This window comes from Pseudomonas sputi (assembly GCF_021603585.1).
Taxonomy (GTDB): domain Bacteria; phylum Pseudomonadota; class Gammaproteobacteria; order Pseudomonadales; family Pseudomonadaceae; genus Aquipseudomonas; species Aquipseudomonas sputi.
In genome coordinates this window covers 32,851-58,389 of record NZ_BQHI01000013.1, presented here as the reverse complement: position 1 = coordinate 58,389, position 25,539 = coordinate 32,851, and the positions used below count along the sequence as shown (strand labels likewise).

Genomic DNA, 25,539 nt, shown 5'->3' with positions numbered 1-25,539 from the left:
CAAAGGGCGTTGTCTGCTACTCGCTCGAGCGAATGCCAAGACACCGAGACAGGCGCTGTCGTCGCAGAACGGCAGCGGTTCAGGGCAACTTTTCGAGCGGGCAAACATGCACAACATTCCTGGGGCGACACACACACTGGCGCAATCGATCCGCGCTGCGGGCTGGCTACTCACCGGGCTGGCTGCGCTGCCGCTGCCCGTCGCGTTTGCCGCCGACAGCACCGATCAGGAGCCGACCCTCAAATCCGTCACGGTCACCGCCACCCGCCGCGAAGAGTCGCTGCAAAAGGTGCCGGTGGCGGTGTCGGTGATCGACGGCGAGCAACTGGAGCGCGATAACCGCAACAGCGTGGCGAGCATCGTGCAGCAAGTGCCGTCGCTGAATTTCCGCACCGGCGCGTCGAACAAGGACACCTCGTTGTTCGTACGTGGCGTGGGGACGATTTCCACCTCGCCGGGCGTCGAGCCGACCGTGGCCACGGTGATTGATGGCGTGGTTTATGCGCGCCCCGGCCAATCCACTCTGGATCTGCTGGACCTGGAGCGCGTCGAAGTCTTGCGCGGCCCCCAAGGTACGCTGTTCGGCAAGAATGCCTCGGCCGGCGTGCTGAACATCACCAGCAAGGCGCCGACCGCCGCGACCCACGGCTACATTGATCAGTCGTACTACAGCGGCAACGAAAGCCGCACCCGTTTCGGCATCGGCGGCAGCCTGATTCCGGACACGCTCAAGGGCTCGATCAGCACCCTGTTCGGCACGTACGACGGCAACGTCGACAACCAGCACAACGGTCAGGAGGTCAACGGCTACAACCATCGCGGCGTGCGCGGCAAACTGGAATTCACTCCGAACGACGACATCACTTTCACCCTGATCGCGGACTACATGCAGTCCCACGATGACGGCCCCAACGGCGTCGTGACCAAGGCTCTGACCCCGGCTTTCGCCAATGCGTTGAGCCCGGTCAGTGCCACCAGCCACAACCGCGACATCACTACCGACACCCGCTCCCACGTCGAGGACACCAACAAGGGCCTGTCCGGCCAGCTCGACTGGCAACTGGGCGATTACACCCTGACCTCGATCACCGCGTGGCGTGGCTGGGACAACACCCAGTATCAGGACGGCGACCGCCTCGGCACGGTGACAGCCGCGTTCCCCGGCACGGCGGACAAGGGCGATCTGGCCTTCGACCAGTACTCGCAGGAGCTGCGTCTGGCGTCGCCGAAAGGCGAGTTCCTCGAATACGTCGGCGGCCTGTTCTACATGCATGGCAAGGATGACGAGACTTATCAGCGCACGCTGACTACAACAACCAGCATCAACCGTGGCATCGCCGATTACAGCACCACCAGCGACAGTTACGCGGTGTTCGGCGAGAGCACGCTGAATTTCACTTCTGACTTCCGTGGCATCGCCGGCCTGCGCTATACCCACGACGATCTCGAATACGATCACCGTCGCGTTTCCACTTCTGCAACCACGGTCAGCGGCATTCAACCGGCCACCCGCAGTTCCGGTTCGGTGGACGAGGACGGCTGGTCCGGCCGGCTCGGTTTGCAGTACGACCTGAGCGATACCGTTACCACCTACCTGACCTACTCGCGCGGCTACAAAGGCCCGGCCTACAACGTGTTCTTCAACATGCAGCCGCGCGACACCGAAGCGCTGAAACCGGAAACCTCCAACACCTGGGAGGCGGGGATCAAAGCCTCGTCCTGGAACAATCGCCTGACCACCAACCTCGCGGTTTTCCACAGCGACTACGACAACTATCAGGCGAATTTTTTCGACACCGTCGCCGGGCAAGTCGTAACGCGCCTGATCAACGCCGGCAGCGTCAGCACCGAAGGCGTGGAACTTGATTTCGCCCTGCAGGCGACCCAGCAACTGAAATTCTCGGGTGCGCTGGCCTACACCCGCGCCCGTATTGATGAGTTCGCCTGCCCGGCGGGCGCGGCGGCGTCGTGCAACGTCAACGGCAAACCGCTGCCGTTCAGCCCGGACTGGAAAAGCTACGTGCGGGCCGACTACACAATCCCGCTGGATAACGGCCTGGATATCGAACTCGGCACCGACTACAGCTGGCAGAGCGAAGTGCAGTACGACATCAGCCAGAACGCCGACACCAAGCAGGGCGCCTACGGCCTCTGGAATGCCAGCGTGGCTCTGGCCGATTACACCAGCGGCTGGCGCGTGGCGTTGCTCGGCAAGAACCTCACCGACAAGTCCTATTCGCCGCTGCTCGCCAGCGGAGGTAGCTACATCTACCGCGCTGTGCCTCGCGACGACGAGCGCTACTTCGGCGTGCAACTGCGCAAGGACTTCTGAGATGAGCAGACAGCTGAAACTCGGCGCGTTCCTCATGGCCACCGGGCACCACGTTGCCGCGTGGCGCCATCCGGATGTGCCGGCCAACGCCGGACTGGATTTCGCCCATTACAAACGCCTGGCGCAGATTGCCGAGGCGGCGAAGTTCGACACACTGTTCGTCGCTGACAGTGTCGCCGCGCCGGCCCAGGACATCGCCAGTCGCATGGCCCGCTCGGATCACTTCGAACCGCTGACCTTGCTCTCGGCATTGAGCGCAGTCACCGAACACATCGGCCTGATCGCCACCGCGACCACCAGTTACAACGAGCCGTACCACGTAGCGCGTAAATTCGCTTCCCTCGATCACCTGTCCGGCGGGCGAGCGGGGTGGAATCTGGTGACATCCGACAACGCCGCCGAAGCGCAGAATTTCGGCCGCGACGAACACATCGGCCATGCCGAACGCTACAGCCGCGCCCGGGAGTTTCATCAGGTCGTCACCGGGCTCTGGGACAGTTGGCAGGACGATGCCTTTCTTCGCGACAAGGTCAGTGGCGCGTATTACGACCCGGAAAAACTGCACGTGCTGAATCACGTCGGCGAGCACTTCAAGGTCAAAGGCCCGCTGAATGTGGCGCGTTCGCCACAGGGTCAGCCGGTGATCGTGCAGGCCGGATCGTCGGAAACCGGGCGTGAACTGGCGGCACAGACCGCCGAAGTGGTGTTCACCGCGCAGACTTCACTGGCCAGCGCCCAGGCGTTTTACGCCGACCTCAAGGGGCGCTTGCCGAAGTACGGACGCAGTGCCGATTCGCTGAAAATCATGCCCGGCGTGTTTGTCGTGGTCGGGCAGACGGAAGCCGAAGCACAGGAAAAATGTGAAACGTTTCAGCATTTGGTCGAACCCGAGGTGGGCATCGCCCTGCTTGGGCGTATGCTGGGCAACTTCGATCTGTCGAAGTACCCGCTGGACGGGCCGCTGCCGGAATTACCGCTGACCGACAGCGGCCAGCAAAGCCGACAGAAACTGCTGACCGAACTGGCCGGCCGCGAGCATCTGACTCTGGCCGAACTGGGGCGCAGAATCGCCGGCGGTCGCGGACATTACAGCGTCGTCGGCACTCCGGCGCAGATTGCCGACCGTTTGCAGGAATGGTTCGAGCAGGGCGCGGCGGACGGCTTCAACGTGCTGGTGCCACACCTGCCCGGCGGGCTCGAAGACTTCGCCAATGGCGTGGTCCCGGAACTGCAACGGCGCGGGCTGTTCAGAACCGAATATGAAGGCCGGACTTTGCGCCAGAACCTTGGCCTCGCCCGGCCCGGCAACAGATTTGCGTAGCAATCGACACCCGATTCAAGACCGACAAGAGAGGATTCGATGACTTACACCGCTGCCGAAAACCGCTATGACTCCATCCCTTACCGCCGCGTCGGACGCAGCGGTCTGGTGCTGCCGGCGCTGTCTCTGGGCCTGTGGCACAACTTCGGCGACAGCACGCCGATCGACACCCAGCGCTCGTTGCTGCGCACGGCGTTCGACCTGGGCATCAACCACTTCGACCTGGCCAACAACTATGGCCCGCCCTACGGCAGCGCCGAGATCAACTTCGGCCGTCTGCTGCGTGAGGACTTCAAGCAGTATCGCGATGAACTGATCATCTCCAGCAAGGCCGGCTGGGACATGTGGCCCGGTCCTTACGGCCAGGGCGGCGGCTCGCGCAAATACGTGCTGGCGAGCCTCGACCAGAGCCTGCAACGCCTGGGCCTGGACTATGTGGATATTTTCTATTCGCACCGCTTCGACCCGGACACCCCGCTGGAAGAAACCGCCAGCGCCCTCGCCACGGCGGTGCAGCAGGGCAAGGCGTTGTACATCGGCATCTCGTCGTACTCCGGGGTGAAAACCCGCGAGATCGCCGCGTTGCTCAAAGAGTGGAAAGTGCCGCTGCTGATTCACCAACCGGCGTACAACCTGCTCAACCGCTGGGTGGAAAAGGACCTGCTCGACACCACCGACGAACTCGGCACCGGCGTGATTGCGTTCACCCCGCTGGCGCAAGGTCTGCTGACCGACAAATACCTCAACGGCGTGCCGGCGGATGCGCGGGTCAATCGTCCGGGCGGTGGTTCGTTGCAGGCTTCGCATTTGTCCGAGGCCAATATCGCTCATGTGCGGGCACTGAACGAGATCGCCACGCGTCGCGGGCAAAGCCTGGCGCAACTGGCGCTGGCGTGGACGCTGCGCGATCCTCGAGTGACTTCGGCGCTGATCGGTGCGAGCCGGCCGGAGCAGATTGTCGAGAACGTCGGGGCGTTGAAGAACCTGAGCTTCAGTGCGGAAGAGCTGGCGGAGATTGACCGGTTTGCTCAGGAGGGCGGGATCAATCTTTGGGAGAAGCCTTCGACGGCGGAATAGGTGGTTTCGAAGACTTGAAGCGTCATTACGGAGAAACCTCACTGGACAAGGTTTCTCCGTAATTTTTTGTAGTTTTACTTTTTGCTCGGGAACCCGAGTACTTCTGCCGCCTCGCTGTAAAAGGAATCTCTTGCGGTTCGTTTTCTCAGTTGTATGTCGATCACCTGTGACTGATCTGGCAGGGTGAAGTAACCCTTGTCCAAACTGCATAGGCTTTCCAGTGTAGGTAGCGGTAGTCCGAGCAACTGTCTGAGTTGAGATCGAGAAAGGACTTTATTTTCCACGAGCATTTTTACGCCTCGTGCAATCAACTGAGGCCTTTCAAAGTCGAAGTCAGCGTCCATCGGCTCACCCTTGACCCAGCCTCTTGCTGACCTGGCCTTCCACAGTCTCGTAGTAGTGGTTTCGTTGATTATTTCCAGATCCTGGCATCTGCGAACCATCGCTGCTACAGAGACTTTCCAGCGTGGTTTCAGTGCTAGCAAAGTATCCAAGGTAGGCCATCGAATTTCTCTCAGGAAGCTCTCTGCTGGCATCAGGAATGCGCTGGCGAATCGATGAGCCTGCGACTCAAGCAGATCGTAATTCGATTCGTACTGCTCCTTCGATACATGACGATGTAGAACGATATGCCCCAATTCATGTGCAGCATCGAATCTGTTTCGTATGCCGTTTGCCTTGTCTGCTACAAGGAGGACATAAGGCCGCTGATCCAACTCGTACCAATTTGAAACACCGTCCATTTTCAAATGGCCCAGTGTGGTTCGAGCGCAGATGATACCTGCGTTTTCGAGGGTCTGAATGACATTGGGGATGGGAGCAGTCCCAAGTCCCCAGGCTTGGCGGCATTCGCTGGCCATTCTCTCGATTTCTTCGTCCGAAATCAGTAAACAGTTACTTTCTTCCAGATGAGGAACATTGACTGCCACGAACTCCAGGCTTTCTTGCAGCTTGTAGGAAACGTCTTGAAGCCATTCCAAGCGTACTTCCGCTATTTCCCTGGCGTTTGCTGTGGCGCTTACCTGAGAACGAAAAAAGAACGGTGTACGCTCGCTCGTTACGATTTTTTCTTCAAGCAGCCAATTCTCACTGACGCCGAAGACCTCACATAATCGTTGGAAAGCATCGGCCTCAGGAACCTGCACCCCGTTTTCCCACTTGGAGATGTTTCCAGAGGCGCGCCCCACCATTTCGGCCAACGCGGTTTGGGTGATACCAAACGTGAGCCGTAACTGCTTGAGACGCTCGGACTGAAAGCCCGCGACTCCAGTTCTCATGGTTCACCTCTTGGAATTTTTCTCATCATCAATTTGATCTTCAACGTCTTCGGCGCGGCGCATCTTATCTCGCAATTTCACCAATTCAATCGGTTTCTGATCAGTTGCCTGATTATCAGAATAGCTCTGAAGCAGCTCCTCAAACGTGCAATCCATGTGGAAGCCTTTCCCGTTGAAATAGGGCACCGCCATCATGATTGCAACAGGCTCTGATTGATCTGCTGAACGAGGTGGCGGTGCATGGACTACGACAAGCGCATGAATCAGTTGTTCGGTAACCGTATGCGCGAGCCCGTCAATCCAATCCATTTGAATTGATGCCAGTGACTCATTCAGCGTTTTGAGTTCGTTGCGGTGTTTGGCAGCTCGGATTTCTTTCTGCCAAGGCAGTACAACGGCTGTGATGCGCAGTTTTCCTAATTCCAACAGAACGTAGTTATGACCTTTGGGATCCGTGCTCTTGACGATGGGATTCCAGCGCTTCATCCCAGCTAAGGCTTCCTGAACAAGTGAATGGCGCAGATGACCTCGCAAGTCTTCCGGCGGCGTGTGAATCAGGAGGTCTTCAACCTCCTTGGCCGCCTTTTGAAATGTTTGTGGGATCAGGACCTCTAGTTCATCAAAGAACTCCCTGTCGACCTGCGCACGAATGAAACCCTGGATTTCTTCTTTTGTGACCATGCGATTCACCACTCACTATTCGGTAAGCGGATTTTTACTTCATTTTTATTCGTTATGAAAGCGAAGGCTGTTTCTTTGTACAGTGCTCCGACAAGCGGAACATTTCAGGAGGGTAAGTTTTCTCGTTGAGGCTTTCACCTGAAAAACGGCACATCCCCCAACACCGTAGCCCGCTGCATCACCCGCCGCGCCGGCCGGTAATCATCCACCGCGTAATGCTGCGTCACGCGGTTGTCCCAGAACGCAATGTCATCCTTCTGCCAGCGCCAGCGAATGGTGAACTCCGGCCGTGTCGCATGCGCGAACAAGAACTTCAACACCGCTTCGCTCTCGGTCTCCGAGAGCTCATTGATCTTCGACGTGAACCCTTCGTTGACGAACAACGAACGGCGTCCGCTCACCGGGTGCGTGCGAATCACCGGGTGCGACAGCGGTGGGTTCTTGCGTCGTGCTTCTTCCCACTGCGCCAGTGCCTCCGGGGTATTGCCGTAGCGCTCCAGCGGAAACGAGCGAGTGAAATCGTGAGTCGCGGTCAGTCCTTCGAGCAGTGCTTTCATCGGCGCTGACAGCGCTTCATACGCGGCAATTCCGCTGGCCCACAACGTATCGCCACCGAACTCCGGCAACAGCTTGGCGCTGAGCACCGCGCCCATGGCCGGGGTCGGCAGGAAGGTCACGTCGGTGTGCCAGATCGCGTTGTCGCGCACGTCGGTGACGGCGGTGTCGAGGATCAGCACTTGCGGTTGTTCCGGCACGTTCGGGTAGATCGGGTGAATGTGCAGGTCGCCGAAGTAGGCGGCGAAACGCGCCTGCTGCGACGGCTCGATCGGTTGATTGCGGAAGAACAGCACCTGGTATTTGAGCAGTGCCTGCTCGATGGCGTCGCGCTGTTCCAGGTTCAGCGGCTGGCTGATGTCGACGCCGCTGATCTGTGCGCCGAGGGCCGAGCTTAACGGGGTGATGTTCAGGCTGCTCATGGTGGTTCTCTTCAATTCCGGGGCCCCGAAACTTTCGGGGTAGTCAGTGCTGAAAAATCAGTGGGCCTGGCCGTGCCACGGCACCAGTTTGCGTTGCAGGGCGCGCAGGCCCATTTCCATGGCGAAGGCGATCAGGGCGATGACCAGAATCCCCAGCACCACCACATCGGTGACCAGGAACTGCGCGGCCGACTGCACCATGAAGCCCAGGCCGCTGGTGGCCGCGATCAATTCGGCGGCGACCAGCGTCGACCAGCCGACACCCAGGCCAATGCGCACTCCGGTCAAAATGTCCGGCAGGGCGCTCGGCAAAATCACATGCCGGATCAGTTGTGCGCGAGTGGCGCCCAGCGACTGTGCGGCGCGCAATTTGGCCGGGTCGACGGTGCGCACGCCGGTGGCGGTGGCAATCGCGATCGGGGCGAAAATCGCCAGGTAGATCAGCAGCACTTTCGACAACTCGCCGATGCCGCACCAGATCACAATCAACGGCAGATACGCCAGTGGCGGAATCGGCCGGTAGAACTCGATCAGCGGATCGAGCACACCACGGGCGATGCGATTGGCGCCGATGGCAATGCCCACCGGCACCGCGGTCAAAATCGCAAAACCCAGGCCCAGGCCGATGCGGCTCAGGCTCGCGCCCAAGTGCTGCCACAACGTCGAATCCATATAGCCCGTGGTCGCCAGCAACCAGCCTTTTTGCAGCACGGCGGAGGGCGGCGGCAGGAACAGCGGCTCGATCAGGCCAGTGGCCGTGACGGCCCACCAGATCACCAGCAAGGCGAACAGGGTCAGCAGGCTGATCCAGCGGGTGCTGAGGCGGCGACGCACGGGAATCACCACCGATGTAGCGTCGGGTTTTACCGTGGTGGCGGAAACGTCGTAACTGTTCATGCGCGCTCCTGCCGCTGAACGGCGCTGCGTTGCGAGAACACTTTGGCGAGCACGTGTTCGCGGGTTTCGATAAAACGCGGGTCGGACTTGATCGCCCGTGCCGACTCACCGGCGGCATAACGCTGGCCGAAGTCCAGGTGCAGACGCTCGACGATCTGCCCCGGATTCGGCGCCAGCAGAATCAGGTCGGTGGCGAGGAACACCGCTTCTTCAATGTCGTGGGTAATCAGGAACACCGGTTTGGCGGTGCGTTGCCAGACTTGCAGCAACAGCTCCTGCATCTGCTCGCGGGTAAAGGCGTCGAGGGCGCCGAAGGGCTCGTCCATCAGCAACACACGCGGGTCCGCCGCGAGGGCGCGGGCCAGGCCGACTCGCTGTTTCTGGCCGCCCGAAAGCTGCCAGATCCGACGATGTTCAAAACCGGAAAGGTCGACCAGCGCGAGCATTTCCCGGGCGGGCTGTTCGCGTTTGTCCTTGGCCACACCGGCCAGTTCGAGACCGAAGGCAACGTTGGCCAGCACGTCCTGCCAGGGCAGCAGGGCGTCGTCCTGGAACACCACGCCGCGTTCGGCGCTCGGGCCTTCGACCGGCACGTTATCGAGGGTGATGCGGCCGGCGCTCGGTTCGACGAAGCCGGCAATCAGGTTCAACAGCGAAGTCTTGCCACTGCCGGACGGGCCGAGGGCCACCAGCAATTGCTGCGGGCCGAGGGTCAGGGAAATGTCGGACAGTACCGGTTCCGGGCTGCCGGGATACTGTGCGCTGATGCGCTCCAGCTGTAGCAAGGCCATCGCAGTCAACTCCCGATCAGTTGGTGATGTACTTGGCGCTGACGTACGGCGCGTAGTCCGGCAGTACCGCTTCGACCTTGCCTTGTTCCTTGAGGAACGCGGCGGTATCGGTGATGGCTTTGGTGGTCGGTGCACCGAGGTCGCTGACCTGATCCGCCGCCAGCGGGTAGACGTTGCCCTGCAGCAGCAATGGGATGTCGCTGGCCTTGGCGCCCGACAGTTTCACCAGCTTGTCGACGTTGCTTTGATTGGCCAGCCAGGCTTTCGGGTCCTTGCGGTAGTCGGCATAGGCGTCGAGGGTGACCTTGGCGAAGGCGGTGACGATTTCCGGGTGCTTCTCGGCGAAGTCTTTGCGCACGATCCAGGCGTCGAAGGTCGGCGCGCCGAACTTGGCCAGTTCGCCAGACGTGATCAGCACTTTGCCGTTTTCCTTGGCCACACCCAGGGCTGGATCCCAGACGTAGGTGGCGTCAATGTCACCGCGTTTCCACGCGGCAATGATCGCCGGCGGGGCGAGGTTGAGGACGGTGACTTTCGAAGGGTCGATGTTCCAGTGCTTCAGCGCGGCCAGCAGGCTGTAGTGACCGGTGGACACGAACGGCACGGCGATTTTCTTGCCGACCAGATCCTGCGGGGTCTTGATGCCGGAGCCGTCGCGGGCGACCAGCGCTTCGGCGGCGCCGATCTGGGTGGCGATGAGGAAGGTTTCCACTGGGACCTTGCGGGTGATCGCGGCGGTCAGCGGGCTGGAACCGAGGTAACCGATCTGCACGTCACCGGACGCGATGGCGGCAATGATGTCGGCACCGTTATCGAATTTGCGCCAGTTGATGTCGGCCTTGGTGGCTTTTTCATAGGCGCCGTCGGCCTGAGCGACTTTCGCCGGGTCAACGGTGGTCTGGTAGGCGACGGTGAGGTCGGCGGCCTGAGCCAGGAAGCTCGCAGCAGCCAGAGAGGCCACGGCCAGCAGGCGAAGCGGGAAATTCAGTTTCATTGAAAAGCTCCATATCAGGCGACCGAGCGTCGGCGTGAAAGGAGACTAAATGATCTAAGAATCTAAAAATAAATAACTATTTAGAATGAGCTTATGAGCGGAAAAATCTAACTGACAAAACCTGATAGTTCCTACGCTCTGCGTGGGGATTCAGTGCGTGACGCTCCGCGTCCCTTGAGGCTTTTTTGATCGTTCCCACGCAGAGCGTGGGAACGATCAACGATCAGGGAAGGAAGTGTCAGTTACTGATCGCCAGAATACTCGCCTGATACGACCCGACAAACACGTCGAAATCGCCCACCTCGTTCTGCTCCAGCTCAGCCTGTTGTGCCAGCGACGAGCGCGCGAGTTCTTCGAACCTCGCTTGCTCTTCAGCCGCCAACGGCTCGCTGCGGAAGAACTCGGCGTGGGCCTGGCTCTGGCGCAGGGAGAACTGCGCGAAGCTTTCCTTGTGCGTGGCCATGGCTGCCAACACCTGGGCCGAAGGCGTCAGGGACGAATCCTTGACCTTGGCCAGCTGTGCATCCAGCGCCTTGCTATGGGCATCGCCGCCATGGCTTTGATCCAGCAGCGCCGCCAGCGGAGCGATTTTCTCCAGCAGTTCGGCAGCCCACGCCTTCAGCTCGACCGGTTGGCCGTCACGCTGCAATTGCAGGCCAGGACGACGGCCTTCCTTGACCACGCTGAGGAAGTTCGACGTGGCGTTGCCACAGCTGATGTTGGTCAGCAGCGGGCTTTCGTTCAGCGCGCAGTACAGCAGAAACGCATCGAGGAAGCGCGACTCGGTGAGGTCGATGCCCATCGGCAGGAACGGGTTGATGTCCAGGCAGCGCACTTCGACGTACTGGATGCCACGGGCCATCAAGGCCTGGATCGGCCGCTCGCCGGTGTAGGTCACGCGTTTCGGGCGGATGTTGGAGTAGTACTCGTTTTCGATCTGCAGGATGTTGGTGTTCAGTTGCACCCACTCGCCATCCTGGTGCGTGCCGACTTCGACGTACGGCGCGTACGGCGTGGCCACCGCTTTGCGCAGGCTATCGGTGTAGCTCGTCAGGTCGTTGTAGCACGGGGTCAGGCCGGCCTGGGCGTTGCTCTGGTAACCGAGGTCGCTCATGCGCAGGCTGGTAGCGTAGGGCAGGTACAGGGTGTCCGGATCCAGTTGCTCCAGCTGGTGCGGGCGACCACGCAGGAAACCGGCATCCAGCGCCGGTGAAGCACCGAACAGGTACATCAGCAGCCAGCTGTAGCGCCGGAAGTTACGAATCAGCGCGATATAGGACGACGACTGGAAATCCCGGTCGGTGCCGACGAAGCCTTCGGCTTCTTTCAGCAGCGGCCAGAGCTTTTCCGGCAGGGAGAAGTTGTAGTGAATCCCGGCGATGCACTGCATGGTCTTGCCGTAACGCAGGGCCAGGCCCTTGCGGTAGACGTACTTGAGCTGACCGATGTTGGAGCTGCCGTAATAGGCGATCGGAATGTCTTCCTCGGCCGGCAAAGGGCACGGCATCGATGGACTCCACAGGTACTCGTTGCCGAGCTTGCTGTAGGCAAAGCGATGAATCCTGTCCAGGCTCGCCAGGGTATCGGCAGGGTCTGGCAGGGCGGGCGTGATGAATTCCAGCAGCGACTCGGAATAGTCGGTGGTGATCTGTTCGTTGGTCAGCGCGGCTCCCAGGCTTTCCGGGTGCGGCGTTTGGGCCAGGCGGCCTTCGCCGGTCACGCGCAGGCATTCACGTTCGATACCGTGAAGGCACTGCTCAAGCAGAGAGAGGTTAGCGCGCTCGCCGAGCAGAGCCAGGCGGCGGTTGAGAAGTTCGCTCAATTTGGATTCCTTCACGCGTCAGTCGCCCCAATATGGGGGTGGGCAGGACGGTCTACAAGGGTGAAGTTGAAACTGGCGTTTTCGCCTGGTTTTTCGGGCTCTGAAGCCCCCGTTGAAACGCCAACTTCACTCCCTGAATCTGGCCGATGCACGCGAAGATTACGCGGTCCCTGTGGGAGCGGGCTTGCCCGCTCCCACAGAAAAGCTCGACGCTGCGATCACAGCGCCGAAATTAACTCAAAATGATGAACAACATCTACAGGACAGCGAACGTGCCTTGCGCTTTTGCGACCAGTTTGTCGCCCTGCATCACGTCGGCTTCGACCACCAGCGTGCGCCGGCCCGGGTGGATCACCCGCGCCGTGCACATCACCTCGCCTTCAGAGACGGCGCGGATGTAGTTGATCTTGCACTCGATGGTCGCGCTCTGCTGGTCAAAACCGTGGGTGCTGGAACAGGCCAGCCCCATGGCAATGTCCACCAGACTGAACAGCGCACCGCCGTGCAGCTTGCCGCCGCGGTTGCGCAGTTCGGGTTCCAGCGCCAGGGCGACTTGCGCCACCCCGGTTTCCAGGCTGTGCAGACGGCAGCCCAACAGCTTGAAAAACGCGCTCTCGACGAGCCCGACCGGCATGTCCATCAGCGTTTCTTCAACTGCTTGGCGTTGGCGAACAGCGAGGCCATTGCGTTATTGACCGGAGCCGCCGGGGTGGTTTCCTTGCGCGGAGCCGAACCCTGGGACTGGCGTGGCGCCGAGCCCGGACGCGAACCACGGGCACCGTCGATCTTCTCGCCCGGGGTGTCGCTCATGCGCATCGACAGGCCGACGCGTTTGCGCGGGATGTCGACTTCCATGACCTTCACTTTCACCACGTCACCGGCCTTCACCGCTTCGCGCGGATCCTTGATGAATTTCTCCGACAGCGCCGAAATGTGCACCAGACCGTCCTGATGCACGCCGATGTCGACGAACGCACCGAACGCGGTCACGTTGGTCACCACGCCTTCGAGGATCATCCCCAGTTGCAGGTCCTTCAGGTCTTCGACGCCTTCCTGGAACTCGGCGGTCTTGAATTCCGGACGCGGGTCGCGCCCCGGCTTTTCCAATTCCTGCAGGATGTCGGTGACGGTTGGCAGACCGAAGGTCTCGTCGGTGAATTTCTTCGGATCCAGACGCTTGAGGAACGCGGCGTCACCGATCAGCGAGCGGATGTCGCGGTCGGTCTCGGCGGCGATGCGCTGCACCAACGGATAGGCCTCCGGGTGAACGGCCGAGGAGTCCAGCGGGTTGTCGCCGTTCATCACTCGCAGGAAGCCGGCAGCCTGTTCGAAGGTTTTCTCGCCCAGACGCGCGACTTTCTTGAGTGCCGCGCGGGTCTTGAACGCGCCGTGCTCGTCCCGGTGGGCCACGATGTTCTGCGCCAGAGTCGCGTTGAGGCCGGAGATCCGCGCCAGCAGTGCCACGGAGGCGGTGTTCACGTCCACGCCCACGGCGTTCACGCAGTCCTCGACCACGGCGTCCAGACCGCGCGCCAGTTTCAGCTGCGACACGTCGTGCTGGTACTGGCCGACACCGATGGATTTCGGATCGATCTTCACCAGTTCGGCCAGTGGATCCTGCAGACGACGGGCAATCGAGACCGCGCCACGGATCGACACGTCCAGATCCGGGAATTCCTTGGCCGCCAGTTCCGATGCCGAATACACCGATGCACCGGCCTCGGAGACCATGACCTTGGTCATTTTCATCGCTGGGTATTTTTTGATCAGCTCGATCGCCAACTTGTCGGTTTCACGGCTGGCGGTGCCGTTGCCGATGGCGATCAGATCGACCGAGTGCTTGGCGCACAGGGCGGCCAGGATGGCGATGGTCTGATCCCATTTGTTGTGCGGCACGTGCGGGTAAACCGTCGCGTGATCGAGCAGTTTGCCGGTGGAGTCGACCACCGCGACCTTGCAGCCGGTACGCAGGCCCGGGTCGAGACCCAGGGTGGCGCGCGGGCCGGCCGGGGCGGCCAGCAGCAAGTCGTGCAGGTTGTGGGCAAACACGTTGATCGCTTCGGTTTCGGCGCCGTCGCGCAGCTCGCCGAGCAGGTCGGTTTCCAGGTGGGTGTAGAGCTTGACCTTCCAGGTCCAGCGCACCACTTCACCGAGCCATTTGTCGGCCGGACGGTTCTGGTTCTGGATGCCGACATGCTGGCCGATCATGCCTTCGCATGGGTGCAGGGTGCCCGGCAGCTCTTCGCCGACTTTCAGCGCGGAGCTGAGAATGCCTTCGTTGCGGCCGCGGAAAATCGCCAGTGCGCGGTGCGACGGCATGCTTTTCAGTGGTTCGTCGTGTTCGAAGTAATCGCGGAATTTCGCGCCTTCCTCTTCCTTGCCGGCGATCACGCGGGCACTGAGAGTGGCTTCCTGCTTCAGGTAGGTGCGCAGTTTTTCCAGCAGGTTGGCGTCTTCGGCGAAGCGCTCCATGAGGATGTACTTGGCGCCTTCCAGTGCAGCCTTGGCGTCGGCCACGCCTTTTTCGGCGTTGACGAAGCGCGCGGCTTCGGTTTCCGGGGTCAGCGACGGGTCGTTGAACAGGCCGTCGGCCAGTTCGCCGAGGCCGGCTTCCAGGGCGATCTGGCCCTTGGTGCGGCGCTTCTGCTTGTACGGCAGGTACAAGTCTTCGAGGCGGGTCTTGGTGTCGGCGAGTTTGATTTCGCGTTCCAGTTCAGGGGTGAGTTTGCCCTGCTCCTGAATGCTGGAAAGAATGCTGATGCGCCGTTCGTCGAGTTCTCGCAGGTAGCGCAGACGCTCTTCCAGATGACGCAGTTGGGTGTCATCGAGGCTGCCGGTCACTTCTTTCCGGTAACGGGCGATGAAGGGAACGGTAGAGCCTTCATCGAGTAGCGCGACGGCCGCTTCGACCTGTTGTGGGCGTACGCCGAGTTCCTCGGCGATGCGGCTGTTGATGCTGTCCATAAAACCACCTGACAAATTGTAAAAGCAGGCTCGCAGGCACGTAAACAAGGGCCCGGAGTCTGGTGGGGCGGCCTGACGCTTGCCGCTGCCTGGGTCAAAAGGCATCCCATTGACCCGTGAAATCGAACAATTACTGCGGCGACCCGGAAAATAAAGGACGGCCACCTGCGGTAACGATTCAGACGTTGCCTGGCACAAAAGGCCGCGCATTATAACCAGCGTTCTGTCATTCGGGGGCGACACAGTCTGTAGGCCCAAGCCCCGGTTTTCTGGCAGTGAAGGAAAAATCTGCTAACAATGCACACGGTGCGTATAACGGCAGCTACGCCATAATGCGCGCCGAGCTAAAAGGAGCATCCAATGAGCAGCACTGCACAAACTGCTGAAGGCGAAAAAATTCTCATCGTTGACGACGATCCGGGGCTGAGCAGCCTGCTGGAACGCTTCTTCGTCAGCAAGGGCTACCGTGCCCGCGCCGTACCGAATACCGAGCAGATGGATCGTCTGCTGTCGCGTGAAGTGTTCAACCTGGTCGTCCTCGACCTGATGCTGCCGGGCGAAGACGGCCTGACCGCTTGCCGCCGCCTGCGTGGCGCGAACAATCAGATTCCGATCATCATGCTCACCGCCAAGGGTGACGAGCTGAGCCGTATCAAGGGCCTGGAACTGGGCGCCGACGACTACCTGGCCAAGCCGTTCAACCCGGACGAGCTGATGGCCCGCGTCAAGGCCGTACTGCGCCGTCAGGCCGCACCAGTGCCGGGCGCGCCGGGCAGTGAAGAAGAAAACGTCACGTTCGGCGATTACGTGCTGTCCCTGGCCACCCGCGAACTCAAGCGCGGCGACGAAGTGCACATGCTCACCACCGGTGAGTTTGCGGTGCTCAAGGCCCTGGTGATGAATGCCCGTCAGCCGCTGACCCGCGACAAGTTGATGAACCTGGCCCGTGGCCGGGAGTGGGATGCCCTGGAGCGTTCCATCGACGTGCAGATTTCCCGTCTGCGCCGGATGATCGAACCTGACCCGTCCAAGCCGCGCTATATCCAGACCGTCTGGGGTGTCGGCTACGTGTTCGTGCCGGATGGCAACTCCACCAAGTGATGGGTGATTTGTAGGAGCGGGTCTGCGGGGAACGGTCGAAAGTGCCGCCTGCGCAGACTCGCAATCCGCAATATGCGAGCATTGCTCGCTCCTGCAAGTGTGTAGCGGTTATCCATGAAAACCCCCGTCTGGTTCCCCCAAAGTTTCTTCTCCCGCACCCTGTGGCTGGTGCTCATCGTCGTATTGTTTTCCAAGGCATTGACCCTGGTTTATCTGTTGATGAACGAGGACGTGCTGGTCGACCGCCAATACAGCCATGGCGTCGCCCTGACGCTGCGTGCCTACTGGGCCGCCGACGAAGAGAACCGCGCGAAAATCGCCGATGCCGCGACCTTGATCCGTGTAGTCGGTGCCGGCGTGCCCGAAGGTGAACAGCACTGGCCCTACAGTGAAATCTACCAGCGGCAGATGCAGGCGGAGTTGGGTGCCGACACCGAAGTGCGTTTGCGTATGCACTCGCCGCCGGCCTTGTGGGTTCGTGCGCCGAGCCTCGGTGACGGCTGGCTGAAAGTGCCACTGTATCCACACCCGTTGCGTGGCCAGAAAATCTGGAACGTGCTCGGCTGGTTCCTGGCCATCGGGTTGCTGTCTACGGCGTCTGCGTGGATTTTCGTCAGCCAGCTCAATCAGCCGTTGAAACGTCTGGTCTACGCCGCCCGGCAACTTGGCCAGGGCCGCAGCGTGCGCCTGCCGATCAGTGACACCCCCAGCGAAATGGCCGAGGTTTATCGTGCCTTCAACCAGATGGCTGAAGACGTCGAGCAGGCCGGCCGCGAGCGGGAGCTGATGCTGGCGGGGGTCTCGCATGACTTGCGAACGCCGCTGACCCGTTTGCGGCTGTCGCTGGAGTTGATGGGGGATCGCACGGATCTGACCAACGATATGGTGCGCGACATCGAAGACATGGACGCAATCCTCGACCAGTTCCTCGCGTTCATTCGCGATGGTCGGGATGAGTCGGTGGAGGAAGTGGATCTCAGCGATCTGGTGCGTGAAGTCGCGGCACCGTACAACCAGGGCGAGGAGAAAGTGCGCCTGCGCCTGGAGCCGATCCAGCCGTTCCCGTTGCGTCGGGTGTCGATGAAGCGTTTGCTGAACAACCTGATTGGCAACGCGCTGAATCATGCCGGGGGGAGCGTGGATGTCGCGGCCTATGTGTCCGGTGACACGAGTGCGCCTTACGTGGTGCTGAGCGTGATGGACCGTGGTGCGGGAATCGCCCCATCGGAGCTTGAGGCGATTTTCAACCCGTTCACCCGAGGAGATCGGGCGCGGGGCGGAAAAGGCACCGGTCTGGGGCTGGCGATCGTGAAGCGGATTGCTTCGATGCACGGCGGCAATGTTGAACTGCGCAATCGCTCCGGTGGCGGACTGGAGGCGCGGGTTCGGTTGCCGTTGGGACTGATGCTGCCGAGAGACGCGGTTTGAATTTCAGGCGGCCTCGCGGCCGCCTGGTGCAAGGTTCAACCCTTGCCTTTGGTCCGGGTCATGTTCGGCCCGCCATTCTTCTCAAGGTGTTCGATGATGATCCCCGCCACGTTCTTGCCCGTGGTGGTTTCGATCCCTTCCAGACCCGGTGACGAGTTCACCTCCATCACCAGCGGCCCGTGGTTGGAGCGCAGAATATCCACACCCGCTACCGTCAGCCCCATCACCCTGGCCGCGCGCAACGCAGTCATGCGCTCTTCCGGGGTGATCTTGATCAGGCTGGCGCTGCCGCCTCGGTGCAGGTTGGAGCGGAACTCGCCGGGCTTGGCCTGCCGCTTCATCGCCGCGATCACCTTGTCGCCGACCACGAAGCAGCGGATGTCGGCGCCGCCTGCTTCCTTGATGTATTCCTGCACCATGATGTTCTGCTTCAGGCCCATGAACGCCTCGATCACTGACTCCGCCGCGGTAGCGGTCTCACACAACACCACGCCGATGCCTTGAGTGCCTTCCAGCACCTTGATCACCAGTGGCGCGCCGTTGACCATGTCGATCAGATCGGGAATGTCGTCCGGCGAGTGGGCGAAGCCGGTCACCGGCAAACCGATGCCACGGCGCGACAGCAATTGCAATGAACGCAGCTTGTCCCGCGAGCGGGCGATCGCCACCGATTCGTTGAGCGGAAACACCCCCATCATTTCGAACTGACGCAACACCGCGCAGCCATAAAACGTCACCGACGCGCCGATCCGCGGGATCACTGCGTCGAAACCCTCCAGCGGTTTGCCGCGGTAGTGGATCTGCGGCTTGTGGCTGGCAATGTTCATGTAGGCGCGCAAGGTGTCGATCACCACCATTTCATGCCCGCGTTCGGTACCGGCTTCGACCAGACGGCGGGTGGAATACAGACGCGGGTTCCGCGACAGCACAGCGATCTTCATGCAACACCTGTGGAGGAGGTAGATACCGGGAACACCGGCTTGTCTTGTACATATTTGATGCCCGGATTGACCACCAGATGGCCGTCGATCAGGGCTTTGGAACCGAGCAACAGGCGGTAGCGCATGGACTTGCGGCAGGCGAGGGTGAACTCGATCGGCCAGACCCGGTCACCCAGGGCCAGGGTGGTGCTGATCACGTAGCGCACCTGGGCCTGGCCATTCGAACTCTTGATGGTCTTGCGGGCGACCAGCGGCGCTTCACAACGTCGATGGCGCAGCTGCACGACGGTGCCCAGGTGCGCGGTGAAGCGCACCCACTTCTCGCCGTCGCGTTCGAACGGCTCGATGTCGGTGGCGTGCAGGCTTGAGGTGCTGGCGCCGGTGTCGATTTTTGCCCGAAGGCCGGCGACTCCCAGATCCGGAAGCGCCACCCACTCGCGCAGACCGATAACGGTCAAATGGTCAAATGTCTTCAATGGAAAAAACCAACGATTAACGCGTCCACGCCTCAGGGGGCACCTGGGCCAACGCTTTGAATGCGGGTTTGGCGAACCAGTAGCCCTGCATCAGAAATATTCCGCAGTCCGCCAGGAAATCCCGTTCACCGGCGCTCTCGATGCCCTCGGCGATGACTGTAACGTTCAACTCCGCACAGATTGTGACAATCCCCCGAACGATAGCCTGACGAACACGGTCATGGTCGATATCGCGAATCAGCGCCATATCGAGTTTGATCAGGTCCGGTTGGAAATCGGCCAGCAGATTGAGCCCCGAATAGCCGGCACCGAAATCGTCGATGGCCGTCTTGAAGCCGAATTCGCGGTATTCACGCAGAATATTGGTCAAATGGCGATAGTTATCTACGTGCTCGCTTTCCAGTGTTTCGAAAATCAGCCGGTCGATCGGAAAGTTGTGTTTCCTCGCGGCCGCCAGGGTGCTGCGAATGCACAACTCTGGACGATAGACGGCGTTGGGCATGAAGTTGATCGACAAGTGTGTCTGCATATTGAGCTCGGCTGCGCCTTCGATGGCGCGAGTCCGGCAGAGCTGGTCGAAACGGTAGCGGTTATCTTCTGTAACCTGATCCAGCACCGTTAATGCGCCTTCACCGGCCGCACCACGGACCAGTGCCTCGTAGGCATACACCGACTTGTCACGCAGATCCACGATGGGCTGATAAGCGAAGGAAAAGTCGAAGCCCAGCGGTTCGCTTTGCTGGCAGCCCAGGCACCCGGATGTGGGCGAGGTCAATGAAGACGGAAATTTGGTCACTCGATCACTCCATGCCGTTGAACCGGCGAAGATCACAGTTTATCTGGAGGGCCGAGTTCTTGCGCCCGACAGAATCGGTAGTACAGTTCCGACTACTGGCTGAACGAGGAATTCATATGGCACAAAAAAGCGAAGAGGACGACAAGGTTCGTCTCGACAAGTGGCTGTGGGCCGCGCGTTTTTTCAAGACTCGCGCTTTGGCCAAAGCCGCCATCGAGAGTGGCAAGGTGCATTGTCGGGGAGAGCGCTGCAAGCCTGGCAAAGAACCACGGATTGGCGATGAGTTCGAGATTCGTACCGGTTTCGATGAAAAGACCGTCGTGGTTCAGGCCCTGTCGATCGTGCGTCGCGGCGCACCTGAAGCACAGACGCTGTATGCCGAGACCGAGGCCAGCATCGCCAAGCGCGAAGCGTCTGCGGCGATGCGCAAGGCAGGCGCGCTGGGGGTGACCACCGACGGCAAACCGAGCAAGAAGCAGCGTCGGGATCTGTTTAAATTTCGTGGGAACAGTAGCGGTGAATAAAAAAACGCAGCCTGCCGGCCTGGGTACAAGACCCGCCGGTGGCTGCGTTTTTTGTTCAGCAATGTTCGATTATTGCGCGGACACCACACTCATCCGCGAAACCACCGGCAGGTTGCCCAGCAGCCGGAAAACCGGCGCCGTGACCTTCAGCCAGAAGTTTGCCGCGTGGTAAGCAAACGGCGTGTAGTAACCCCAGCCCAGTGCCCACACCGCGAGCAGCATGCCGCCGATGTAATCGTCCTGGCCCCAATGAGCACCGGCGACCAGACGCGGCAACATGAACAGCAGTGCCAGGCCCCAGATCACCAGAAACTGACCGACCGTACGGCTGAACACGCCCATGAACAGCGCCCAGATCAACAGTACCGAAGCGTGGTCACCGGGGAAGCTCTGGCTCGAGCGATCCTTCAGCTCCCAGGTCTTCTCCAGATGCGGGAAGTAATCGCTGATATGCACGGCGCCTTCGAGCACCATCGACGGGCTGCTGTGCTGCCAGCCCATGTAATCGGAGAACTTGGAAAACAGCGCGCGGATCACCACCATCAGCAGCAGGATCGAGAAAAAACCAAAAAAGGCGCGGCGCACGTCAATCGCCCTGAACACCCAGTCGCCCTTGATCAGCAGCGTCAGCAGAATCAGACCGACGACGATGTCGAACGGTCGCAGACTTGCAATTGCCCAGATGTGGAGCCATATGGGGTTGCTGGCCAGCGGTGCGTTGAGTGAGCGGAACAGCCACTCGTCGAAAATCACACACAGCATCTGACCCGTAGGCCATAACCAGAAAGCCAGTAGTGCCAATGGCACAACGTTGCACAGAACCAGCCGGCCGAGGTTCCACCTTGATTGGAACAAACCCGGATTGTTCATAAAATGCCTCCCGTGGCTGAACATCGGCATCAAAAAGGATGCCAGAAGCGCGGGATTTTCATTCTTTGTAACCATTTTGTCATCACATTCAGATACCCAGACCTATGACCGATTTCCTCGATACCGATTACACCCAACGCTTCATCTTCGATGACAGCGACACGCGCGGCGAACTGGTGTCGCTGGAGCGCAGCTATGCCGAAGTGCTCGCCAAGCACCCGTACCCGGAACCGGTTGCGCAATTGCTGGGCGAACTGATGGCCGCCGCCTCGTTGCTGGTAGGGACCCTGAAATTCGATGGCTTGCTGATTCTTCAGGCCCGCTCCGAAGGCCCGATCCCGCTGCTGATGATTGAATGCTCCAGCGAGCGCGAGATCCGTGGCCTGGCGCGCTATCACGCCGAGCAGATTCCGGCTGACGCAACCCTTGGCGACCTGATGCCGAACGGTGTCCTGGCCTTGACCGTCGACCCGATCGCCGGTCAGCGTTACCAAGGCATCGTCGACCTCGACGGCGAAACCCTGTCCGATTGCTTCACCAACTATTTCGTCATGTCCCAGCAGGTCGGCACCCGCTTCAAGCTGTGCGCCGACGGCCGCCGTGCCCGTGGTCTGCTGCTGCAACAGTTGCCGGCTGATCGCCTGAAAGACGAAGAAGAACGCGCCGCCAGCTGGCAGCACATCACCGCGCTGGGCAACACCCTGACCGCGGATGAACTGTTGAGCCTGGACAACGAAACGGTTCTGCACCGCCTCTACCATGAAGAGCAGGTCCGTCTGTTCGATGTGCAGAAGCTGCGCTTCCACTGCAGCTGCTCCCGCGAGCGTTCGGGCAATGCACTGGTCAGCCTGGGGCTGGAAGATGCGCAGGCACTGGTGGCCGAGCAAGGTGGTCAAGTCGAGATCGATTGCCAGTTCTGCAACCAGCGCTACCTGTTCGACGCGGCGGATATCGCTCAATTGTTCGCTGGCGCGGGCGTCGAGACGCCGTCAGATACCCGGCACTAAAACGGTTCAGCGCAGGTAAATTCACTGCTCAACGACGGAATTACGCCGTTACGACGGGAGGGCCCTACTCTTTTTGGGCTTTTCTGGCATAATCCGGCCCACTTTTTTCGCGGTAGTAGTGCACGACTTTCTACTACAAAACGTTTGGAGCACACTCGGCCACTGGCCGACGGGGAACCTCATGACGCAAGCCAATAACGCCGTGTACACCGATCTGAGTGTTGATGATCTGGTAAAAGAAGCCCTGAACCGCGGTGAAGGCGAGCTTGCCGATACCGGCGCTCTGGTTGTTCGCACCGGTCACCGCACCGGCCGTTCGCCAGTCGACCGTTTCATCGTTGAAGAGCCTTCCACCCAGGCTGCCATCGCCTGGGGCCCGATCAACCGCAAGTTCCCGGCCGACAAGTTCGACGCGCTGTGGGCTCGTGTTGAAGCATTCAACAACGCGCAAGAGCATTTCGTTTCCCACGTGCATGTAGGCGCGGCCGAAGATCACTACCTGGCCGTGAAGATGACCACCCAGACTGCCTGGCAGAACCTGTTCGGTCGTTGCCTGTTCATCAACCCGGCCCAGTACAACCCGGCCGGTCGCGAAGAGTGGCAAGTGCTGAACGTTGCCAACTTCGAGTGCGTGCCTGAGCGTGACGGCACCAACTCCGACGGTTGCGTGATCATCAACTTCGCCCAGAAGAAAGTGCTGATCGCCGGCATGCGTTACGCCGGTGAAATGAAGAAAGCCATGTTCTCCGTGCAGAACTTCCTGCTGCCGGCCGCTGACGTGCTGCCAATGCACTGCGCTGCCAACATCGGTGAAGAAGGCGACGTGACCCTGTTCTTCGGTCTGTCGGGCACCGGCAAGACCACCCTGTCCGCCGACGAAAGCCGTTACCTGATCGGTGACGACGAACACGGCTGGGGCGAAGGCGTTGTCTTCAACATCGAAGGCGGCTGCTACGCCAAGTGCATTGACCTGTCCGAGAAGAACGAGCCGGTCATCTGGAAAGCCATCAAGCACGGCGCGGTGCTGGAAAACGTCGTGATCGACGACGCCAAGCACGCCGACTACGCCGATGTCAGCCTGACCCAGAACAGCCGCGCAGCTTACCCGCTGGAGCACGTTGCCAAGCGTTCCGAGAAGAACCTGGGCGGCGAGCCGAACGCTGTGATCTTCCTGACCTGCGACCTGACCGGCGTCCTGCCGCCAGTGTCGATCCTCAACGAAGAGCAAGCGGCGTATCACTTCCTGTCCGGCTACACCGCTCTGGTGGGCTCGACTGAAATGGGTTCGGGCAGCGGCATCAAGTCGACCTTCTCCACCTGCTTCGGCGCACCGTTCTTCCCGCGTCCGGCCGGCGAATACGCTGAACTGCTGATCAAGCGCATCCGCGGCTTCGGCTCCAAGGTCTACCTAGTCAACACTGGCTGGACCGGCGGCGGCTACGGCGTCGGCAAACGCTTCAACATCCCGACCACCCGTGCGGTGATCGCAGCGATCCAGAGCGGCGCGCTGATCGGTGCAGCCACCGAGCACCTGGACACCATCAACCTGGACGTGCCACTGGCCGTACCGGGCGTCGAAACCAACCTGCTCAACCCACGCAACACCTGGGCTGACAAGGCTGCGTACGACGAAGCTGCCAAAGCACTGGCCGGTCTGTTCATCGAGAACTTCAAGAAGTTCGAAGTGAGCGACGCGATCAAGGCTGCCGGGCCTAAGTTGTAAGACTGGTTTTTGGTGAATGAAAAAGCCGCCTGTTGAGGGCGGCTTTTTTGTGGGTGATGGGTTGGACTTCATTGTCAGATCAACTGCCATTATTCCCGCAGAATCCGCGTTAAACAGCCAGAATAATGCTACTTAAGGAGCCGCGAACTCCTGAGCATTTTCTCTCCAGCCATCATGGCCATTGCCGTCTGGTATGCAGCACTCGTAGCACTTCCACAACATCAACTTTGACTGTGTAGATGATGACGTAGTTTGGAGTGACGACGATTTCGCGGGTACCTCCCGCGATACCTTTTCGATACAGGGCTGGGTGCTGCCGAGCGCTTTCTCCTTTCAGTTCGAAGGCCTCATCAAGTTCAATCGCTGCAGCGGGATTTTCCTGGCCGATACGCTCCATGATGTTGTCTCGGTCATCCAGCGCCTCTTGGCGCCAGACCAACCTCATCAACGTACTCGCTGACGCAGGGCATCCCGCTTGGCGGCAAATATCCTGCGAGCGTCTTCATCGCTGACGCCGGGTCTTGGGTCATCAATGCTGATTTGTACCTGTTGCTTGACCCATTCCTCATACGCAGCTGCTTCATGAGCTTGTTTCATCGCTTCGGCGCGATCAGGGCGGGCATAGGTTTTTATCTGAAGAGGGTCATAACTGGAGGCGTCCACATCGAAGTGATTGATGCCCACTCCTTGCAGGTAGGTCACCAGTGTTTCGAACCGCTTGAACAGCCGCACCTGACCGCTGCGCTGTGCGGTCAGTGAATATTCTTTGCTTCCTTGCTGAATCTGAATTGACCAGCCACCGGGTTTGGCGACGATATGTGCGCTACTGATCGAACCGTTCTCAAACAGTCGCGTGAGAGTGCTGTGATCAATGGTTTCAGTGGTCATGAAGGCAAGCCCTTGGTTGAACAATGGCTCCCATCGTACGCAATCAATAATAGTTTGCAAAATTCTGATCCTTAAGTGTTGCGCCGGAAATGTCAGCGTCAGTGTTCGAGATAGAGGCAGGCAGTTCTAGCCATGAACACGCCTGCCCGAGGAGTTCGTCAGGCCGGCGCTTTCCAGTTGAGCATTCGCTGCTGGGCGACCTGGAGCAGGTCATAGCCGTCTTTGGTGAGAAGGTAGAGCGCGTGGGTGATGTGCGGGATGTCTTCGACATCGGCGTGTTTGAAGCAGAGGCAGTAGAGGGTTTGCAGCAGGTCGCTGGAGGCGCGCAGGCGCTGGACGGCGCATTCGAGGATGTCTTGCGGGTTGGCTTCGGTGTCGATGACCAGGGGCTTGGTGTCGGTGAGGTTGGAGTCGAGTGGGCGGTAGCGATCGGAGTGGAGTTCGTTCCATGATTTCATTTTTTCTATCTCTGTAGGCATCGATGAACCGCTGCTACCGTGACCAAGCGGTGGAGGCGGACTGTGTTCAAGTTGGTCAAACCGGCAGAGATAACCCGGTACGCCGAAGCGTCCCAAACACAGCCCGCCATAAAGCGTGCCGACAGAAAGAGCTTGGCAGCATACAAGGGCATGTATCAGTTATCTCTGTTTTT

The 25,539-nt window shown here is 60.1% G+C and carries 24 protein-coding genes; 8 read left to right on the top strand and 16 right to left on the bottom strand.

Annotation, left to right across the window (positions count from 1 at the left end; translation table 11 throughout):
• Positions 1 to 106: 106 nt before the first annotated feature.
• Genes L6D81_RS18410 through mgrA form a run of 3 tightly spaced genes read left to right on the top strand, consistent with a single transcriptional unit; the run spans position 107 to position 4,730 of the window.
• Positions 107 to 2,332 carry a TonB-dependent receptor gene (locus tag L6D81_RS18410; RefSeq protein ID WP_236181353.1) on the top strand — a complete coding sequence of 742 codons (2,226 nt, stop codon included), beginning with the start codon at positions 107 to 109 and terminating at the stop codon, positions 2,330 to 2,332.
• 1 nt (position 2,333) lies between these two features.
• Positions 2,334 to 3,653, top strand: coding sequence for an LLM class flavin-dependent oxidoreductase (locus tag L6D81_RS18405; protein ID WP_236181352.1), 1,320 nt, complete (start codon positions 2,334 to 2,336; stop codon positions 3,651 to 3,653).
• Positions 3,654 to 3,692: 39 nt separating this feature from the next.
• The gene (gene mgrA / locus L6D81_RS18400; RefSeq protein WP_236181351.1) at positions 3,693 to 4,730 is read left to right on the top strand and encodes an L-glyceraldehyde 3-phosphate reductase; all 1,038 of its coding nucleotides are present in this window, start codon (positions 3,693 to 3,695) and stop codon (positions 4,728 to 4,730) included.
• Positions 4,731 to 4,804: 74 nt separating this feature from the next.
• On the opposite strand, the gene L6D81_RS18395 is transcribed toward mgrA, so the two are convergent.
• The 9 genes from L6D81_RS18395 to L6D81_RS18355 form a co-directional block, all read right to left on the bottom strand.
• On the bottom strand, positions 4,805 to 6,007 hold the full coding sequence (locus L6D81_RS18395) for a helix-turn-helix domain-containing protein (protein WP_236181350.1): 1,203 nt from the start codon (positions 6,005 to 6,007) through the stop codon (positions 4,805 to 4,807).
• 3 nt (positions 6,008 to 6,010) lie between these two features.
• Positions 6,011 to 6,688 carry a hypothetical protein gene (locus tag L6D81_RS18390; protein WP_085712703.1) on the bottom strand — a complete coding sequence of 226 codons (678 nt, stop codon included), beginning with the start codon at positions 6,686 to 6,688 and terminating at the stop codon, positions 6,011 to 6,013.
• A 134-nt stretch (positions 6,689 to 6,822) separates the two neighbouring features.
• The gene (gene tauD / locus L6D81_RS18385) at positions 6,823 to 7,665 is read right to left on the bottom strand and encodes a taurine dioxygenase (protein WP_236181349.1); all 843 of its coding nucleotides are present in this window, start codon (positions 7,663 to 7,665) and stop codon (positions 6,823 to 6,825) included.
• Positions 7,666 to 7,722: 57 nt separating this feature from the next.
• The gene (gene tauC / locus L6D81_RS18380; RefSeq protein ID WP_236181348.1) at positions 7,723 to 8,562 is read right to left on the bottom strand and encodes a taurine ABC transporter permease TauC; all 840 of its coding nucleotides are present in this window, start codon (positions 8,560 to 8,562) and stop codon (positions 7,723 to 7,725) included.
• Positions 8,559 to 9,353: a taurine ABC transporter ATP-binding subunit gene (gene tauB / locus L6D81_RS18375; RefSeq protein ID WP_236181347.1), complete on the bottom strand. Its 795-nt coding sequence runs from the start codon at positions 9,351 to 9,353 to the stop codon at positions 8,559 to 8,561. Before tauB ends, tauC begins: the two co-directional genes overlap by 4 nt.
• Positions 9,354 to 9,369: 16 nt before the next feature.
• Positions 9,370 to 10,347 (bottom strand): taurine ABC transporter substrate-binding protein, encoded by a 978-nt coding sequence (gene tauA / locus L6D81_RS18370; protein WP_007952702.1) that lies wholly within the window; start codon positions 10,345 to 10,347, stop codon positions 9,370 to 9,372.
• A 238-nt stretch (positions 10,348 to 10,585) separates the two neighbouring features.
• The gene (gene gshA, locus L6D81_RS18365) at positions 10,586 to 12,169 is read right to left on the bottom strand and encodes a glutamate--cysteine ligase (protein WP_236181346.1); all 1,584 of its coding nucleotides are present in this window, start codon (positions 12,167 to 12,169) and stop codon (positions 10,586 to 10,588) included.
• Between the two features lie 256 nt (positions 12,170 to 12,425).
• Positions 12,426 to 12,809, bottom strand: coding sequence for a PaaI family thioesterase (locus tag L6D81_RS18360; protein WP_236181345.1), 384 nt, complete (start codon positions 12,807 to 12,809; stop codon positions 12,426 to 12,428).
• Positions 12,809 to 15,133 carry a Tex family protein gene (locus L6D81_RS18355; RefSeq protein ID WP_236181344.1) on the bottom strand — a complete coding sequence of 775 codons (2,325 nt, stop codon included), beginning with the start codon at positions 15,131 to 15,133 and terminating at the stop codon, positions 12,809 to 12,811. Before L6D81_RS18355 ends, L6D81_RS18360 begins: the two co-directional genes overlap by 1 nt.
• Before the next feature lie 360 nt (positions 15,134 to 15,493).
• Here L6D81_RS18355 and ompR point away from each other — a divergent pair, with 360 nt between their 5' ends.
• Both ompR and L6D81_RS18345 read left to right on the top strand, forming a co-directional pair.
• The gene (gene ompR / locus L6D81_RS18350; RefSeq protein WP_007952694.1) at positions 15,494 to 16,234 is read left to right on the top strand and encodes an osmolarity response regulator transcription factor OmpR; all 741 of its coding nucleotides are present in this window, start codon (positions 15,494 to 15,496) and stop codon (positions 16,232 to 16,234) included.
• Between the two features lie 114 nt (positions 16,235 to 16,348).
• A complete protein-coding gene (locus tag L6D81_RS18345; protein WP_236181343.1) occupies positions 16,349 to 17,662 on the top strand; it encodes an ATP-binding protein in 1,314 nt (437 codons plus the stop codon).
• A gap of 35 nt (positions 17,663 to 17,697) precedes the next feature.
• Here L6D81_RS18345 and rimK read toward each other — a convergent pair whose 3' ends face one another.
• Genes rimK through rimA form a run of 3 tightly spaced genes read right to left on the bottom strand, consistent with a single transcriptional unit; the run spans position 17,698 to position 19,875 of the window.
• Entirely contained in the window at positions 17,698 to 18,603 is a 906-nt protein-coding gene (gene rimK / locus L6D81_RS18340; RefSeq protein WP_236181342.1) for a 30S ribosomal protein S6--L-glutamate ligase, read from the bottom strand.
• Positions 18,600 to 19,079, bottom strand: coding sequence for a retropepsin-like aspartic endopeptidase RimB (rimB, locus tag L6D81_RS18335; RefSeq protein WP_064592732.1), 480 nt, complete (start codon positions 19,077 to 19,079; stop codon positions 18,600 to 18,602). Before rimB ends, rimK begins: the two co-directional genes overlap by 4 nt.
• Positions 19,080 to 19,095: 16 nt before the next feature.
• Entirely contained in the window at positions 19,096 to 19,875 is a 780-nt protein-coding gene (gene rimA / locus L6D81_RS18330) for a S6 modification regulatory phosphodiesterase RimA (protein ID WP_236181426.1), read from the bottom strand.
• A gap of 116 nt (positions 19,876 to 19,991) precedes the next feature.
• On the opposite strand from rimA, the gene L6D81_RS18325 reads away from it, so the two are divergent.
• The gene (locus L6D81_RS18325) at positions 19,992 to 20,399 is read left to right on the top strand and encodes an RNA-binding S4 domain-containing protein (RefSeq protein WP_236181341.1); all 408 of its coding nucleotides are present in this window, start codon (positions 19,992 to 19,994) and stop codon (positions 20,397 to 20,399) included.
• A 69-nt stretch (positions 20,400 to 20,468) separates the two neighbouring features.
• On the opposite strand, the gene L6D81_RS18320 is transcribed toward L6D81_RS18325, so the two are convergent.
• Positions 20,469 to 21,269, bottom strand: coding sequence for a phosphatase PAP2 family protein (locus L6D81_RS18320; protein WP_236181340.1), 801 nt, complete (start codon positions 21,267 to 21,269; stop codon positions 20,469 to 20,471).
• A gap of 104 nt (positions 21,270 to 21,373) precedes the next feature.
• Between L6D81_RS18320 and hslO the strand changes: the two genes are divergently transcribed.
• Positions 21,374 to 22,276, top strand: a complete 903-nt coding sequence (gene hslO / locus L6D81_RS18315) for an Hsp33 family molecular chaperone HslO (protein ID WP_011331968.1) — start codon at positions 21,374 to 21,376, stop codon at positions 22,274 to 22,276.
• Positions 22,277 to 22,457: 181 nt separating this feature from the next.
• Positions 22,458 to 23,999 (top strand): phosphoenolpyruvate carboxykinase, encoded by a 1,542-nt coding sequence (locus L6D81_RS18310; RefSeq protein ID WP_007952682.1) that lies wholly within the window; start codon positions 22,458 to 22,460, stop codon positions 23,997 to 23,999.
• 172 nt (positions 24,000 to 24,171) lie between these two features.
• On the opposite strand, the gene L6D81_RS18305 is transcribed toward L6D81_RS18310, so the two are convergent.
• The 3 genes from L6D81_RS18305 to L6D81_RS18295 form a co-directional block, all read right to left on the bottom strand.
• Positions 24,172 to 24,444 (bottom strand): type II toxin-antitoxin system RelE/ParE family toxin, encoded by a 273-nt coding sequence (locus L6D81_RS18305; protein ID WP_074689455.1) that lies wholly within the window; start codon positions 24,442 to 24,444, stop codon positions 24,172 to 24,174.
• Complete coding sequence (locus tag L6D81_RS18300) at positions 24,444 to 24,887, bottom strand: hypothetical protein (protein ID WP_236181339.1); 444 nt, start codon at positions 24,885 to 24,887, stop codon at positions 24,444 to 24,446. Before L6D81_RS18300 ends, L6D81_RS18305 begins: the two co-directional genes overlap by 1 nt.
• 158 nt (positions 24,888 to 25,045) lie before the next feature.
• The gene (locus L6D81_RS18295) at positions 25,046 to 25,345 is read right to left on the bottom strand and encodes a hypothetical protein (protein WP_007952679.1); all 300 of its coding nucleotides are present in this window, start codon (positions 25,343 to 25,345) and stop codon (positions 25,046 to 25,048) included.
• Positions 25,346 to 25,539 lie beyond the last annotated feature (194 nt).

Excerpts from the sequence above, each read along its gene's own strand:
- L6D81_RS18410 (WP_236181353.1), top strand. The coding sequence starts at position 107 with ATGCACAACATTCCTGGGGCGACACACACACTGGCGCAATCGATCCGC.
- L6D81_RS18405 (WP_236181352.1), top strand. The coding sequence starts at position 2,334 with ATGAGCAGACAGCTGAAACTCGGCGCGTTCCTCATGGCCACCGGGCAC.
- mgrA (WP_236181351.1), top strand. The coding sequence starts at position 3,693 with ATGACTTACACCGCTGCCGAAAACCGCTATGACTCCATCCCTTACCGC.
- L6D81_RS18395 (WP_236181350.1), bottom strand. The coding sequence starts at position 6,007 with ATGAGAACTGGAGTCGCGGGCTTTCAGTCCGAGCGTCTCAAGCAGTTA.
- L6D81_RS18390 (WP_085712703.1), bottom strand. The coding sequence starts at position 6,688 with ATGGTCACAAAAGAAGAAATCCAGGGTTTCATTCGTGCGCAGGTCGAC.
- tauD (WP_236181349.1), bottom strand. The coding sequence starts at position 7,665 with ATGAGCAGCCTGAACATCACCCCGTTAAGCTCGGCCCTCGGCGCACAG.
- tauC (WP_236181348.1), bottom strand. The coding sequence starts at position 8,562 with ATGAACAGTTACGACGTTTCCGCCACCACGGTAAAACCCGACGCTACA.
- tauB (WP_236181347.1), bottom strand. The coding sequence starts at position 9,353 with ATGGCCTTGCTACAGCTGGAGCGCATCAGCGCACAGTATCCCGGCAGC.
- tauA (WP_007952702.1), bottom strand. The coding sequence starts at position 10,347 with ATGAAACTGAATTTCCCGCTTCGCCTGCTGGCCGTGGCCTCTCTGGCT.
- L6D81_RS18360 (WP_236181345.1), bottom strand. The coding sequence starts at position 12,809 with ATGGACATGCCGGTCGGGCTCGTCGAGAGCGCGTTTTTCAAGCTGTTG.
- L6D81_RS18355 (WP_236181344.1), bottom strand. The coding sequence starts at position 15,133 with ATGGACAGCATCAACAGCCGCATCGCCGAGGAACTCGGCGTACGCCCA.
- ompR (WP_007952694.1), top strand. The coding sequence starts at position 15,494 with ATGAGCAGCACTGCACAAACTGCTGAAGGCGAAAAAATTCTCATCGTT.
- L6D81_RS18345 (WP_236181343.1), top strand. The coding sequence starts at position 16,349 with ATGAAAACCCCCGTCTGGTTCCCCCAAAGTTTCTTCTCCCGCACCCTG.
- rimK (WP_236181342.1), bottom strand. The coding sequence starts at position 18,603 with ATGAAGATCGCTGTGCTGTCGCGGAACCCGCGTCTGTATTCCACCCGC.
- L6D81_RS18325 (WP_236181341.1), top strand. The coding sequence starts at position 19,992 with ATGGCACAAAAAAGCGAAGAGGACGACAAGGTTCGTCTCGACAAGTGG.
- L6D81_RS18320 (WP_236181340.1), bottom strand. The coding sequence starts at position 21,269 with ATGAACAATCCGGGTTTGTTCCAATCAAGGTGGAACCTCGGCCGGCTG.
- hslO (WP_011331968.1), top strand. The coding sequence starts at position 21,374 with ATGACCGATTTCCTCGATACCGATTACACCCAACGCTTCATCTTCGAT.
- L6D81_RS18310 (WP_007952682.1), top strand. The coding sequence starts at position 22,458 with ATGACGCAAGCCAATAACGCCGTGTACACCGATCTGAGTGTTGATGAT.
- L6D81_RS18305 (WP_074689455.1), bottom strand. The coding sequence starts at position 24,444 with ATGAGGTTGGTCTGGCGCCAAGAGGCGCTGGATGACCGAGACAACATC.
- L6D81_RS18300 (WP_236181339.1), bottom strand. The coding sequence starts at position 24,887 with ATGACCACTGAAACCATTGATCACAGCACTCTCACGCGACTGTTTGAG.
- L6D81_RS18295 (WP_007952679.1), bottom strand. The coding sequence starts at position 25,345 with ATGAAATCATGGAACGAACTCCACTCCGATCGCTACCGCCCACTCGAC.